The organism is Microbacterium sp. NPDC006705, assembly GCF_044903545.1.
Taxonomy (GTDB): Bacteria; Actinomycetota; Actinomycetes; order Actinomycetales; family Microbacteriaceae; genus Microbacterium; species Microbacterium plantarum.
This window is the reverse complement of record NZ_JBJDQQ010000002.1, coordinates 302,139-316,136: the sequence shown is the minus strand read 5'-3', so window position 1 is coordinate 316,136 and position 13,998 is coordinate 302,139. Positions and strand designations below refer to the sequence as shown.

General features: G+C 70.0%; 10 protein-coding genes. 5 read left to right on the top strand and 5 right to left on the bottom strand.

All coding sequences use genetic code 11. The annotated features are described in order from the left end of the window. Position 1: 1 nt before the first annotated feature. Entirely contained in the window at positions 2–2,392 is a 2,391-nt protein-coding gene (locus ACI2K6_RS12070; RefSeq protein ID WP_404568724.1) for a glycosyl hydrolase family 95 catalytic domain-containing protein, read from the bottom strand. 13 nt (positions 2,393–2,405) lie between these two features. Continuing rightward, positions 2,406–3,407, bottom strand: a complete 1,002-nt coding sequence (locus tag ACI2K6_RS12065; RefSeq protein ID WP_404568723.1) for a LacI family DNA-binding transcriptional regulator — start codon at positions 3,405–3,407, stop codon at positions 2,406–2,408. 259 nt (positions 3,408–3,666) lie between these two features. Here ACI2K6_RS12065 and ACI2K6_RS12060 point away from each other — a divergent pair, with 259 nt between their 5' ends. The 5 genes from ACI2K6_RS12060 to ACI2K6_RS12040 all read left to right on the top strand — a co-directional run bounded on the left by ACI2K6_RS12060 (position 3,667) and on the right by ACI2K6_RS12040 (position 8,749). Further along, positions 3,667–4,944 (top strand): ABC transporter substrate-binding protein, encoded by a 1,278-nt coding sequence (locus ACI2K6_RS12060; RefSeq protein ID WP_269267698.1) that lies wholly within the window; start codon positions 3,667–3,669, stop codon positions 4,942–4,944. Between the two features lie 61 nt (positions 4,945–5,005). Further along, entirely contained in the window at positions 5,006–5,977 is a 972-nt protein-coding gene (locus ACI2K6_RS12055; protein WP_404568722.1) for a carbohydrate ABC transporter permease, read from the top strand. Next, positions 5,974–6,888, top strand: a complete 915-nt coding sequence (locus tag ACI2K6_RS12050) for a carbohydrate ABC transporter permease (RefSeq protein ID WP_240309720.1) — start codon at positions 5,974–5,976, stop codon at positions 6,886–6,888. The genes ACI2K6_RS12055 and ACI2K6_RS12050 overlap by 4 nt, the downstream gene beginning before the upstream one ends. After that, the gene (locus ACI2K6_RS12045; protein ID WP_274178763.1) at positions 6,885–7,664 is read left to right on the top strand and encodes a ThuA domain-containing protein; all 780 of its coding nucleotides are present in this window, start codon (positions 6,885–6,887) and stop codon (positions 7,662–7,664) included. Before ACI2K6_RS12050 ends, ACI2K6_RS12045 begins: the two co-directional genes overlap by 4 nt. Beyond that, on the top strand, positions 7,661–8,749 hold the full coding sequence (locus ACI2K6_RS12040) for a Gfo/Idh/MocA family protein (protein ID WP_404568721.1): 1,089 nt from the start codon (positions 7,661–7,663) through the stop codon (positions 8,747–8,749). Before ACI2K6_RS12045 ends, ACI2K6_RS12040 begins: the two co-directional genes overlap by 4 nt. A 143-nt stretch (positions 8,750–8,892) precedes the next feature. Here the strand turns inward: ACI2K6_RS12040 and ACI2K6_RS12035 are convergent, their stop codons facing one another. The 3 genes from ACI2K6_RS12035 to ACI2K6_RS12025 all read right to left on the bottom strand — a co-directional run bounded on the left by ACI2K6_RS12035 (position 8,893) and on the right by ACI2K6_RS12025 (position 13,949). Then, a complete protein-coding gene (locus tag ACI2K6_RS12035; protein WP_404568720.1) occupies positions 8,893–10,359 on the bottom strand; it encodes a DUF222 domain-containing protein in 1,467 nt (488 codons plus the stop codon). A gap of 72 nt (positions 10,360–10,431) precedes the next feature. Further along, a complete protein-coding gene (locus ACI2K6_RS12030) occupies positions 10,432–11,727 on the bottom strand; it encodes a glycoside hydrolase family 27 protein (protein WP_404568719.1) in 1,296 nt (431 codons plus the stop codon). Then, entirely contained in the window at positions 11,724–13,949 is a 2,226-nt protein-coding gene (locus ACI2K6_RS12025) for an alpha-galactosidase (protein ID WP_404568718.1), read from the bottom strand. Before ACI2K6_RS12025 ends, ACI2K6_RS12030 begins: the two co-directional genes overlap by 4 nt. Between the last annotated feature and the right edge of the window lie 49 nt (positions 13,950–13,998).

Here is a 13,998-nt window from a genome sequence, read left to right as displayed (position 1 = left end):
CCTACGATGTCGTGACTGTGCTCCTCCGTCGCGGGGTGCGCCGCAGTCTCAGGGTGACGGGCTCATCGCGCAGCTCGACGACGCGCGCGCTGCCGTCCGCGTCGCCCTGCTCGTCCCCCCACGTGAACCCCGAGCCGGTATGCATGATCGTGGTTCCCGCCGGACACAGCCACGAGGCCGCGGGGAGTCTGCGCAACTCGACCGTCGCCGAGGCCTCATCCCACGCCAGGCGGTCGATCACGATGCCGCCGCGCGCGCGGAGCCCCGTGACCTCGCCACGCGGCCACCGTGCCGGAAGCGCAGGCAGCAGATGGAGGGAGTCCATCGTCGACCGAGTGAGCATCGACGCGACGACGGCGGGCAGCGCTCCGCTGGCGTCGAGGTTGAAGATGCTGTCGGCGTCGTGGGTCGTCGTGAGCGACGGCCGCCAATGCAGGAGTGCGAGCCATTCGACGCAGCGCACCGCCGCCTCCGCATCGCCGAGAGCGGCAGCCGCCTGACCGAGCTGCCCGAGCCCGAACGCCATCTCCATCCGGCCCGGCGGGGGAGCGGTATCATGCGCACGCCAGGCGATCTTCGCGTCGATCGTCCGACGAGCGGCCTCGCGCAGCGCGGCGGACGAGGGGCTGTCGGCGGCGAACATCTCGTCGGCGTCGTACCAGAGCGGGTACAGCTGCGAGACGTGTCGGTGCGCGATGTTCTCCGGTACCGCCGGATCGAGCCACTCGGCCAGCGTCCCGTCGGGCGCGACCGCCAGGTCGGGGAGGCTGTTCGCCAGCGCGTCCCACCGCTCGTCGAGCGAGCCGTCTGCCCGGGCTCGACCGAGCAGACGGGCCGCGCGGGCAGCGTCGCGGTAGGCGGCGACGTCGACGGCGGCGTCGACCGCGAGCGGCGTCGCCCACCCGGCCGGAGTGTTCTCGGGTGAATAGCTCGGTGAGAAATGGCGGATGCCGTCGACGACGACCGTCGCGGTCTCACCGAAGGACAGCACGCCCTCGACGAGCTCCCAGAGGCGATCGTCCACGATCGAGCGGTCGCCCGTGAGCGCCAGGACGTCGGCCGCGATCCGGAGGACCCAGGGGCCGGCGCCGGCCCAGAAGACGTGCGGGTAGGCGCGGTCGACATGGTTGGCGATGCCGTGCGTCGACATGCGCGAGGGGAGCAGCATCCCGTCGGCGCCGTAGATCCGCCGCGCATTCTCCCGGTAGTCGTCGAGGTGCGGAAGGACGAGCCCGAGGAGCGAGAGCGCGAGCTCGGGTGTTCCCGTCACGCCCACGCCGGCGAGGGCCCCGTTCTGCACGTTGCCGTTCATCGTGTAGTCGGCCGACCATGCCGGCCTCCAGGTGCCCTGCCAGACGCCCTGGAGGGTCGGCGGCAGCTCTCCGGCCGACGAGATGATGTTCGACCGGCCCGAAACATAGGCGATCTCGATCGCGCGACGGACGGCGTCGGCGCTTCCCGATCGGGCGTCCCGCCACAGCTCACCGGTCGTCGCCGTGCCCACGCCGGGTGCGACGTCGAGGTCGAGCAGCGATGAGGTGACCAGGGAGCCGTGATCGCGCTCCTGCGAGCGGAGCCGGTCCTCCCAGTCGGCAGCGCGCGCGGGAGCGAACGGCTGCCCCACGACCGACAGATCGACGCGCACCGTCCGCCTCACCCTCGCGGGTACGAGCACGCGAGCCTCGAGCGCGTCCGCATCCTCCCGCCAGGCGACGCCCGGCTCGGGGATCGCCGCGGTCACGGTGGCGAGGAGTCGACCGGCGACGTCGACGATCTCGAGGCATCCGGTGTCGCCCGCGCGCAGGCGCCCCGTGACGGTTCCGGTGTAATCGGGGGCGAACGACGCGGCGGGGGTGTCGTCGACGGGAGCGAGTGCCAGGCGGATCCGCATCTCGGTGTCGGTGTCGGCTTCGAGGGCGAGCTCGATCGTGTCGGTGTCACGCGGGGCGACGACGCTGACCCGATGGGACGCGCCGGAGTCGTCGCGCCAGGCGACGCTCGCCACGCCGCGGACGAGGTCGATCTCGCGCGTCTCGGTCGAGCATCCCCCCGTCGTCGCCACCGTCAGCGAGCCGCACAGCGCGAGCGGGTCGGTCCAGACGAGCTCGGCGAACCCGGCTTCGGTCAGCGCGGCGTCGAAGATCTCGGCGGCCAGCGCCGGGTCGCCGCTCCCGAGGGCCGCCCGCAACCGCGGCAGGGCGGGATGCAGCCGGGGTGCCGGTGGCCGCGGGTTCGCGGGCAGGAAGAACCTCTCGTGGGCCATCGAGATGCGCAGCTCGTCGCCGGGTCCGTGGACGACGGCGCCGACACGACCGCTTCCGACGATGAGGCCGTGCTCCCACGACTCGGCGGGCTCCGTGCTGCGGAAGACCAGATCCGGGTCGGCTTTCACGAGCGCTTCGAGGTCACAGCGATTCCCGGTGCACGAGCGAGGTGGGCAGCACCTGCACACGCTCGACGTCGTCCCCGCGGATGGCGCCCAGAAGCGTGCCGGCGGCAGCACGGCCCATCTCCTCGAGCGGTTGGCGCACGGTGGTCAGCGGGGGGTCGTTCGCTGCGGCGAGCAGGATGTCGTCGAAGCCGACGAGCGAGACGTCGGTGGGCACACGCCTACCGGCCGCTTGCAGCACGCGCATGGCGCCCGCGGCCATGAGGTCGGAACAGGCGAACACCCCGTCGAGGGTCGGGACGCGCTGCAGCAGCCGGGCCATCGCCGCCGTGCCGCTGTCGAGGGTGAAGTCGCCGTGGACGATGGGTCCGGGCTCGATGCCGTGGCGCGCGAGCTCGTCGGTCCATCCGCGGGTGCGCTCGCGCGCCTGATCCATGTCGAGGGGGCCCGTGATGATGCCGATGTTGCGGCGCCCGTGCTCGACGAGCGCCCGTGCGGCGAGGACCCCGCCGCCGTAGTTGTCCGAGTCGATCACGATCGGGTCGGGGCCGATCTCGCCGCGTGGGCGGCCTACCCACGCGATGGGCACCGGCGAGTCGGCGAGCCGGTCGACGAGGTGGGTGATCTCGTGCTGGAGCACGACGATGGCGCCATCGAGTGCTCCAGATCGCAGGAACCGCGGGATGCGATCGAGGTCCTCGTGATCGGCGGGAAGCAGGACCGGTTGCACCTCGCCGGCAGAGAGGCCCTTGGCTGCGCCCTTCATGACCGCGGTGAAGAACGTGCCGCTCAGCCCGCCGAGCTCGTCGAAGGCGATGACGAGTCCGATCGCGCCGGCGCGCCCGCCGCGCAGCACGCGCGCGGCGAAGTTCGTCTCGTAGCCCAGGCGCGCGGCCTCGCGGCCGACGGCGGCCGCCATCGCCGGGTCGACGTTCGTCGCTCCAGCCAGGACGCGCGCTGCCGTAGCGCGTGAGACGCCGGCCGCGCGGGCGACGTCGACGATGGTCGGTCGAGACATGGCTCCCTCTTCCTAGGTCGGGTTCAGCGAGCGAAAGATCGATCTCTGACGCGATGATCTTCGCACGACAGCAGCCGCTGCGCGCAACCCATCCGTTCATGGTCCCGGTCTTGCAGTGCGTGTGACGAAACTGGCGGATGCCGCGGCTTGCCAGCTGTTCGATCTCGGGATACTGTTTCCCGGCATGAGAGAACGATCTCTCAGTGGGGTCTCTGATCGCCCCGCGCACATCACATGTCCCCAAAGAAGAGGAGCAGTTGTGAATCGTCGCAGACTGGCCCTGCCCGTCGCAGCTCTCGGCGTCGTCGCGATCGCGATGACCGCGTGCACGTCCGGTGGATCGGGCGGCGGGTCAGACGACCCGAACGCCGAGTTCGAGTTCTGGTCGTTTACGGGAATCGGGCAGCAGGACTCCGTCAACCAGTACCTCGAGCAGAACCCGGACGCGAAGGTGAAGCTGTCGGAGGTCGGCAGCACCGCCGAGACCGCGACCGCGCTCACCGCGGCCCTGGCCGGCGGACGCGTCCCCGACCTCGTCATGATCCAGAACGACGAGTTGCCGAAATTCATCGAGAACCCCGGGAACTTCATCGACCTCCGCACGCTGGGCGGCGACGACATCGGCGAGGGCTACCTCGACTGGGCCATCGCCGAGGCGACGGGTGAGGATGGCTCGATCATCGGCATCCCGACCGACATCGGCGGGCTCGGCTTCGCCTACCGCGCAGACCTCTTCGAGGCGGCAGGACTGCCGACCGACCCGGACGAGGTCGCCGAGATGTGGTCGACGTGGGACGGCTTCATCGAGATGGGCAAGAAGTACACGGCCGCGACCGGAGAGCCCTTCGTCGACAACGTCGAGACGAGCGTCTTCTTCTCGACCGTGAACCAGGTCACCGAGAAGTACTACACACCGGACGGCGAGCTCATCTTCGACACCAACCCGCAGGTGGAGGAGGCGTTCGACGTCGCGGTGCGCACCTACGAGGCGGGCATCAGCGCCGGCATCGCCGCCTGGTCGTCGGGCTGGGCTCCGGGCAAGGCGAACGGCGCGTTCGCGGTCAGCACTGCGCCCTCCTGGATGCTGTCCGGCTACAAGAACGACGCTCCCGACACCGAGGGGCTCTGGCGAGTCGCCGCGATCCCCGGCGTCGGCGGCAACTGGGGTGGCAGCGTCATCGCGATCCCCGCCCGCGCGAAGAACCCGCAGGCCGCGTGGAAGTACATCGAGACGATGCTCTCGCCGGAAGGACAAACGGCGCACTTCGCCCGCACCGGCACGTTCCCGGCGGCCAAGAGCGCTCTCGAGAGCAGCGAGGTGACCGGCTACACCGATCCCTTCTTCGGGGACTCCCGGATCGGCGAGGTCATCAGCAACTCGGTGCTGCAGTTCCAGTCCTTCCACAACGGGCCGGACACGAGCGCGATCGGGGCGGCGCTGCTCAATGCCCTCGTCGACATGGAAGCGGGCAACGTCGCGCCGCGCGACGCGTGGCAGACCGGCGTCGACAGCGCCCGGGCCGCGATCGGCGGTTGACCTTACCCGCTCGGTGGTGGTCCGCCCGTGGGCGGGCCACCACCCTCATCGAGGACGCATCATGACCGCGACAGCCACCGCCACCGCCATCACCATCGACAAGAAGACCGCTCGGCGCGAGCGTCCGCCGAGACGCGCCATCCGCCAGCCGCTCGCGGAGCGCATCGCGCCGTACATCTACATCGCCCCGTTCTTCGTGATCTTCCTGATCTTCGGGCTGTTCCCCCTGCTGTTCACGTTCTACGTGGCCTTATTCGACTGGAACCCGATCGGGGAGCAGACGTTCGTCGGTCTGGCGAACTTCGAGCGGCTCGTCCAGGACTCCCGGTTCTGGAACGCGTTCGTGAACACCTTCGGGATCTTCCTCATCTCCACGATCCCGCAGCTGCTGCTGGCGCTCGGCCTCGCGCACCTGCTGAACCACGCCACCCTCAAGATGGCGAACTTCTTCCGCATGGCGCTGCTGGTGCCCTACATCACCTCGGTCGCCGCGACCGCCCTCGTCTTCGCTCAGATCTTCGACAAGAACTTCGGGCTCATCAATTGGGTGCTCGACCTCTTCGGCATCCCGGCGGTGAACTTCCTGTCGTCTCAGGTCGGCTCGTGGATCGTCATCTCGTCGATGGTGATGTGGCGATGGTTCGGATACAACACGCTGCTCTACCTCGCCGGGCTGCAGGCGCTCCCGCGCGAAATGTACGAAGCGGCCTCGGTCGACGGCGCGTCCGGCTGGCAGCAGTTCATCCACCTGACGATCCCGTCGCTGCGGCCCATCATCATCTTCACCGTCATCATGTCGACCATCGGCGGGCTGCAGATCTTCACGGAGCCCCTGCTGGTGGCTCCCGAGTCGGGGCTGACCTGCGGCGGCGGGCGACAGTGTCAGACCCTCGCGCTGTTCCTCTACGAGCAGGGCTTCAGCCAGTTCGAGTTCGGCTACGGTTCGGCGATCGGTGTCGCCCTCTTCGTCGTGGTCGTCGTGGTCTCGGCGATCAACTTCTTCCTGACCACCCGCACCCGAAAGGCCCGATGATGTCCGACGCCGTCGACACAGCTGTGCCGCGTCCCCTCGATCCGACCGCGCTGAGCGCGCCCCGCAAGCGTCCGCGGCGCGGAGGCGGGCGCGTCGGACGCGTGCCCTGGCCGGTCTACGTGCTGCTCGGGATCGCGGTCGTGATCAGCGTCTTCCCGCTGTACTACATGTTCGTGATCGCGTCGGTGGGTGCCTCCGCGGTCACCTCGATCCCGCCGCGCTTCTACCCGGGGCTCAACTTCTTCGACATCGCGACGAAGGTGTTCGACACGGTGCCGTTCTTCCAGTCGCTGCTGAACAGCGCGATCGTCTCGCTCTCGATCGCCGTCATCGCATCACTGCTGTGCGCGCTCGCCGGTTTCGCCTTCGCGAAGCTGCAGTTCCGGGGCCGGAACGCGCTCTTCGTCATCGTGCTGCTCACCATGACGGTGCCCGCTCAGCTGAGCGTCATCCCGCAGTACCTGATCATCTCGTGGCTGGACTGGGTCGACACCCTGCAAGCGATCATCGTCCCGGGGCTCGCCAGCGCGTTCGGCATCTTCTGGATGCGGCAGCACATGGCGACCACCCTCAACGACGAGCTCATGCACGCGGCCCGCATCGACGGGGCGAACAGCTGGCAGATCTTCTGGCGCATAGGGTTCCCGGTCGTGCGGCCGGCGGCCTTCGTGCTCGGCCTCATCACGTTCACCTCGGTGTGGAACGACTTCATGTGGCCGTTCATCGTGCTGAAGTCGCCCGAGCTGTTCACGGTGCAGATCGCCCTGAAGCAGCTGCAGGCGAACCGGTCGATCGACCTGGCGCTGACGATGGGCGGGTCGTTCCTGGCAACCTTGCCGCTGCTCATCGTCTTCTTCGTCGTCGGGCGCCGCATGGTGGCGGGCATCATGGACGGGGCGTTCAAGGGGTGACGGGCACGACATCCACCCCCATCCGCGTGCTGGTGTGGGGCGAGAACCATCACGAGAAGCATCACGACATCCCGCGCGCCCTCTATCCCGAAACGATGCACGGGACCATCGCCGCGGGCCTGCGGCGACTGCTCGGCGACGCTGCCGTCGTCGAGACGGCGACGCTCGACGATCCGGAGCACGGGCTGAGCGAGGAGCGCCTCGCGCAGACGGATGTGCTGTTCTGGTGGGGGCACCTCCTGCACGACGAGGTCGACGACGTCGTGGTCGAGCGGGTCCATCGGCACGTGCTCGGCGGGCTCGGTTTCGTGGCGCTGCATTCGGCGCACTTCTCGAGGATCTTCATCCGTCTCATGGGGACGACCTGCGCGCTGCGCTGGCGGCAGGCGCATGACCGGGAGCTCGTGTGGACGGTCTCGCCGTCGCATCCGATCGCCGCCGGCGTGCCGCAGCCGATCGTCATCCCCGAGCAGGAGATGTACGGCGAGTTCTTCGACGTGCCGCAGCCGGACGAGCTCGTCTTCGTCTCGAACTTCTCGGGCGGCGAGGTGTTCCGCTCGGGCATGACGTTCTTCCGCGGTCACGGGCGGGTGTTCTACTTCTCGCCGGGTGACCAGGACTATCCCGTCTACCATCAGCCCGAGATCCAGCTCGTCCTCGCGAACGCGGCGCGATGGGCTCGGAACGACCGCCCCCGCGCCGCCGCCCGTCTGGCGATGCATCGCACGGGGGAGTGGGACGTTCCGCGGGAGTGGGACGGCGAGGAGCAGTCGTGACGGGGCGCGCCCGTCGTGTCGTCATCGTCGGGGCGGGAGCGATGGGGAAGGCGTGGATCGACACGGCCGCTCGTCGTCCTGATCTCGAGATCGTCGGGCTCGTCGACATCGTCGCCGACGCCGCGCGGGCCGCGGCAGTCGAGCGGGGACTCGATGTCCCGAGCTTCGGCTCGGTCGATGATGCGCTCGACGCCGTCGACGTCAACCTGGTCGTCAACGTCACGATCCCGCAGGCGCATCTCGAGGTGAGCGCCGCGGCGCTGCGGGCGGGTGTTCCCGTCCTGAGCGAGAAGCCGGTGACGCCGACTGTGGCCGAGGCGCTGCTGCTGTCCGCCGTCAGCGCGTCGACCGGGACCCTGATGGCGACGAGTCAGTCGCGTCGGCACTCCCGCGGGATCCGGGCGTTCCGCGACGCCCTGGCCAGCCTCGGCGGGGCCGAGCAGCTCGACGTCCGCTTCTTCCAGAACCCCCGGTTCGGAGGTTTCCGAGACGAGATGCCGTCGCCGTTGCTCGTGGACATGGCGATTCACCAGTTCGACCAAGCCCGGTACCTGCTCTCGAGTGAACCCGTGTCGGTCTTCTGCGAGGAGTTCTCGCCCAGCTGGAGCTGGTATCGCGGCGCCGCCGCGGCCGAGGCGATCTTCCGCTTCGCCGATGGACGTCGGTTCTCGTACTCCGGCAGCTGGTGCGCCGACGGTCTGACGACCTCGTGGAACGGCGACTGGCGGGGAAGCGCTGCCCATGGATCCGCTGCCTGGGACGGAGAGACCGACGTCGTGATCCAGCCACGTGAGGGCGGCGCGCAGGCTGCTGTGCTGGCGGACGGGGCCGAGGGGCTGGATGCCGCCCTCGCCGAGTTCGTCGCAGCCCTCGACGGCGGTCCGGTGCCGTCCGGCGAGATCACGCGCAACATCGGCAGCCTAGCCATGGTCGAGGCTGCCGTGGCGTCCGCGGCCGCCGGCGTCCCGGTCAGGTTCGACGACCTGTTCGAGCGGGCATCGGCGCGCGCCGCGGAGCTCGCTCGCGTCGGTGGCTTCGATGACGCCGTCGGCAGACTCGGGATCGACCCGCGCCGCGCGTCCTGACGGTCAGCCGAACGCGAGCAGACGCGTGTCGTCTTCCGGCGGTGCGGCCGGCGGCCGCGGGCATGATGGACGGCGCTCTCGCGGTGTGACGGGCACGGCAACCACCCCCTCCCGCGGGCTGGTTCAGGGCGAAGACGATCCCGTCAGAACGGCGGAGCGGACCCCCGAGGCGCGTCGGGTCGCCCCAGTGATCGTGGTGGGGGAAACGCTCCGGGTGGTGCTTGATCGCCTCGGCGATCGGTTGGCTCGTCGATGGTGAAGGCGACGAGTGGTGGGGGTGCGTCTTCGCGGTAGACCCGCCCGGTAGGTGAGGTCCACACGAGCCGCCCACCCGGGAGTTGTCGGACATGCCATCGGGTGTGGTGTTTGACGTCGTGGTGTCTCTTGCAGAGGTTGGCGAGGTTGCACACGTGCGTGCCCCCGCCCTCGGATGCGGCGATCGTGTGGTCGAGTTCGCAACGGATGGCGGGTTGCCGGCATCCGGGAAACCGGCAGTGCCGATCCCTCGCCCGTAGAAGTCGCACCATGGCGGCGGTGGGGCGGTAGCTGTCGCACTCGAGCACGGTTCCGGTGACGGGGTCGGTGAGCAGCCGGTCCCACGAGGTCGCGTTGCCCGCGAGCTCGCGTGCGGTCGCGGCATCGATGGGGGAGCGGCCGGCTAGATCGGCCGGCCCCTCGTCCTGACCCATCAGCGTCAACGCCGACACGGCAACCTGCACGTGTGCCCGGATCGCCCCGAGCGTTCCGTCGCCGTCACCGGTGCCAGTCGGGTCGAGGGCCGGCGCCCCCGCGAGGAGGAGGTCACTGAACACGTCGGCGCGGACCTGGTCGATGGTGCGGGCATCGTCGACGAACGACGACCCGTCGCGAATCGTCGTGTCGGCATCGGGTGAGCCGCCGTTCGCGTCGGCTCGAGTGTCAGGCGTGCCAGGCGCATCAGCCTGCTGCCGCGCGTTGATGATCTCCCGCGCCTGTCGGGTCAGCCGGTCGACGATCCCGTCGGCGATCACCGTCGGCAAAGTCGCGATCAGGTCCGACATCCCATCGGCGCCGGCCTGCACCCGCACGCACCGCCCGGCCGCGGCCTCCTCGTGCCTCTCGGTGAACGACCGCGGGTGCATCCGCTCGGCGATCATCCGCAACGCGTCGCGCACCCGGTTCGGGGTCTCGCCCTCGCACCGTTCGATCGCGACCCGTTCGAACTCTGCCCGTTCCTCCGCGGGCACGAGGCATCCCGTCTCCTGAATCACCCGCACGTGCCCGCGGACGATTCGCCCGGCTTCCCAGGCCGCCATCGTTACCGGATAGTTCTCCACCAGGTCTCGCGCCTCGTCGATGCGCCGCTGCAACGTCCGGTCGGTCGCGACGAACACCCCGGCGAGCTCCGCCGCGATGCCACGCAGCGCCATCTCGCGCGCCTTGACCCGCTCCGCCGCCCCAGCCGCCTGCTTCTCGGCCAGCACGCCAGCTGCCGCGAGCACCCGAACCTCACGAATCTGCGCCAACCGCGCAGCATCCGCCGCCCCCTCCGCATCCGCGACCAGTTGAGCGAGGACGTCGACATCAGCGTCGCTGCCCATCCCGCCACTAAGCTCGCCGTTCGAATGCATGTTCTAATGTTGCCACGGGCCTCCGACATCGCCCGTGCCTTTCCACAGCCGGCCCGCTCCTCCTCCCGACGGTCAGCCGAAGACGAGCAGCCGCGTGCCGTGAGCCGGCACCGTCAGCGTGACGCGTCCGTCGGCGACCTCGACGGCTTCGCCGCTCCACACATCCGTGCACGAACCCGCCGTCCCCATGTCCGCGATCCCGAGCCCGAGCCCGAGCCCGAGGTCGGCGAGGTGGACGACGAGCTCCTGCTCGTCATCGCCGAGCCAGAACACCGCACGGTACTCGCGCGCGCCCACGCGCGCGCTCCAAATGACCAGGTGTCCGTCGCGCACGATCTCGCGCGACTCCTCGCCGTCACGCAGCGCGAGGACGCCGGGATTACGCAGCAGCGCGAGCGTCTCTGGCGGAGTGTCGGGCAGGTGGCCGCCCATCATGAGCGGTGAGCGCATCATGCTCCACAGCGTCATGACGGTGCGCTGCTCGTCGACCGACAGGCGGCTGAGACGGTCTTCGCCGACGTGTCCGCGCACGCCGATGCGTCCGAAAGGGAGCATGTCGGCATCCGCCCACGCACCGCGCCGCTGGAACGGCGCCCAGCGGGCGGCGCGCTGGAACTGTTCGACCACGTGCGCCCAGTCATCCCAGAAGTCGTCCGAGATCCGCCACATCTGGCCGTGTTCGCGCAGCGTCTCGAGGTGCGCGAGCGACAGTCGCTTGCCGGGCGACAGGCTCAGGACCATCGCCCGTCCCGACCGATCGATCGCGCGCGAGATCGCTGTGATCTCGGCGGTCTCGACGGGCGGGTAGAGCACATCGTCGAGCTTCACGAAGTCGACGCCCCAGGCGGCCAGCTGCGCCATGACCGAGTCGTAGTACTCCTGCGCACCGGGTGCCGTCATATCGACGCCGTAGTTGTCGGGGTTCCACACGCAGACGTTCGAGCGGTCGGCGATCGAGTCGCACGTCGCGTCGGGATGGCCAGAGACGGGCAGAGCCGCATCCGCTGCGGCGCGCGGCACGCCCCGCATGAGGTGCACCCCGAAGCGCAGGCCGAGCTCGTGGACGCGGTCGGCGAGCGGCTGGAAGCTCCCGTCCGCCGCGGAGGGGAAGCGTCCCGGCGCGGGGAGCGGCCGGCCCCAGGCATCCAGCAGCGGCCGAGAGACCTCGCGATAGTCGTGCGCCCCCGGATCGGGTTCGTACCACTGGATGTCGACGACGATCGTGTCCCAGCCGAACGCGAGCAGGTGCTCCGCGACGTATTCGGCGTTCGCCAGCACCTCGGCCTCCGTCACGGACGACCCGAAGCAGTCCCAGCTGTTCCACCCCATCGGGGGACGGGATGCCGCGGCCCGGCGCTCGCCGATCACGGCGCTGCCACCGCCGCGAGGTGAACGACCGCCGCGCGGTCGGGGTGGAACGTGGGGAACTCCAGCCCCACCCGTGCGAGCACGGTACCCGCGATGACCGGGCCGTCACCCACACGCTCGCCGTCACCGTCACCGTCACCGCCGAGCTCGGGGCTCTCCCGAAGCCACGCCGGAACCTGCCAGGGCGGTCCGAAGGAGTCCGAGCCGCTCACCGACACCCGGTAGCTGCGGTCGGTCGACAAGCCGGGGAACCGCACGCGGGCGATCGTGTCGGCCGAGGTCGTCGGCGTGACGATCGTGAAGAGCGCCTCCGACCCGTTCGGCGCGACCACGCCGCGCACCTGCGGAGCCGCGGCGTCGAGCTCACCCGAGCCGACGGTGCGCCCCGTCGCGATGAGGTGGCGGTGCCGGCGGTATCGTGCGATCCAGTCGCCGAGGACGCGCCGGTCGTGCTCGTCGAGATCGCGGATGTCCCACTCGATGCCGAAGTGGCCGAGGAAGGCGACGGCGCACCGGAACTGCAGGTCATGCGCGCGTCCCGTGACGCTCGACACGGGGGAGGCGACGTGCGATCCCATCATCTCCGGCGGCACCAGGAGTCCCGTCCAGCGCAGGATGCCGAAACGGTCGTGGGGGTCGTGGCTGTCGGAGGGATGGATCCGGTCAGTCCGTTCGAGGATCCCCAGGTCGACCCGCCCGCCGCCGGAGGCGCAGCTCTCGATCTCGAGGTCGGGATGGCGACGGCGGAGCTCGTCGATGAGGCGGTACACCGCGAGGGTCTGCTCGTGAACGGCAGGGGCGCCCGAGGCGGGGTGCCCGGCCGCGATGAGGTCGCGGTTGTGGTCCCACTTGAGGTAGCTCACGCCGATGTCCTCGATGAGCCCGTCGAGCACGCCCAGGATGTGGTCGAAAGCGGCCGGATGCGTGAGGTCGAGCACCTGCTGGAACCGCTGGCGCGGCGGCAGCTCGGGCCCCGCCCGAAGGATCCACTCGGGGTGCGCACGGGCGAGATCGGAGTCCTCGTTGATCATCTCCGGCTCGACCCAGAGCCCGAACTCCATGCCGAGAGAGCGCACCTCGTCGGCCAGTGGGCGGAGGCCGTCGGGCCACGCAATCGGGTCGGGCGCCCAGTCGCCGAGCCCCGCGCGGTCGTCATTGCGCCCCCGGAACCAGCCGTCGTCGAGGACGTAGCGCTCGACGCCGAGCTCGGCGGCGCGGGCCGCCAGATCGACGAGCACGCGGTGGTCGTGGTCGAAATACACCGCCTCCCAGACGTTCATCGTCACGGGGCGGGGGCGGCGCGACGAACGCGAGCGCTCACGCAGGTAGGAGTGGAAGCGCGCCGCAGCGCCGTCGAGTCCGCGCCCGTAGCTGCCGAACACCCAGGGGCCGGTGTACTCCTCGCCGGGCGTCAGCCGGATCTCGCCGGGAAGGATCGACTCGCCGCCCCGAAAGTGCAGGCGCCCGTCGGTGCGCTCGATCGTGTGCTCGTGGTCGCCGCTGAATCCGACGTGTCCGATCCATACCTCGCCGGAGCCGGCGGAGAACCCCGGCGTGCCGACCGCCTGCACCAGCGTCGCGTCGAGACCGGTGCGGCCGCGCCGCGAGACGCGCGAGTGATCACCGCGGACGACCGGATGCCGCTGGGGGATGCGCTCGTGCCCCCATCGGCCGGTGAAGTCGAGCACCTCCTGCGCCCACGTCGGTATCGGAAGGGCGACGGCGAGGGACTGGATCTCGAGCGGTGCCGCCGCCTCGGTTGCGCCGGCGGTGTTCCGGACCCGAGCGCGGGAACGCACGAGGCCGTCTCGTGTGAGATCGATCTCTACACCGAGCTCAATCTCAGCAGCATCGTCGTGGAGGACCGCGTCGACCCGCCCCGCTCCGCCGGACGTCACGCCCGGTCCGGCCTCGGCGCCGTCGAGAGTCAGCGAGCGCAGCACGAACCGCGGCGCCCACCCCGAGCCGTCGCGATGTGCGGACAGCCCCGGGGCTCCGAACCACCCGCGGCTGTGCTCGGGCAGCACGCTCGCGCGGTACGGAACGTCGGAATCACCGGTCATCCCGTTCCGCTGCTCGGCCGCGACGAATGCGAGGAGGTCGGGCTCCGCCGACGTCACCGCCTCGCCCCAGTGGACGATCTCCGGCATCCCATCGTCCGCCGTTGCGATCACGACGGAGACGTCCTCGGCGTTGAGGTGGATCACGCGCATGGAATCCATGCTCCTATTCTGCTGACATCGCTCGGGCGGTACAGTCAGAGATCGATCT

Bases quoted from the DNA above. Each gene is read 5' to 3' on its own strand.
- ACI2K6_RS12065 (WP_404568723.1), bottom strand. From the start codon at position 3,407: ATGTCTCGACCGACCATCGTCGACGTCGCCCGCGCGGCCGGCGTCTCA.
- ACI2K6_RS12055 (WP_404568722.1), top strand. From the start codon at position 5,006: ATGACCGCGACAGCCACCGCCACCGCCATCACCATCGACAAGAAGACC.
- ACI2K6_RS12050 (WP_240309720.1), top strand. From the start codon at position 5,974: ATGATGTCCGACGCCGTCGACACAGCTGTGCCGCGTCCCCTCGATCCG.
- ACI2K6_RS12035 (WP_404568720.1), bottom strand. From the start codon at position 10,359: ATGCATTCGAACGGCGAGCTTAGTGGCGGGATGGGCAGCGACGCTGAT.
- ACI2K6_RS12025 (WP_404568718.1), bottom strand. From the start codon at position 13,949: ATGGATTCCATGCGCGTGATCCACCTCAACGCCGAGGACGTCTCCGTC.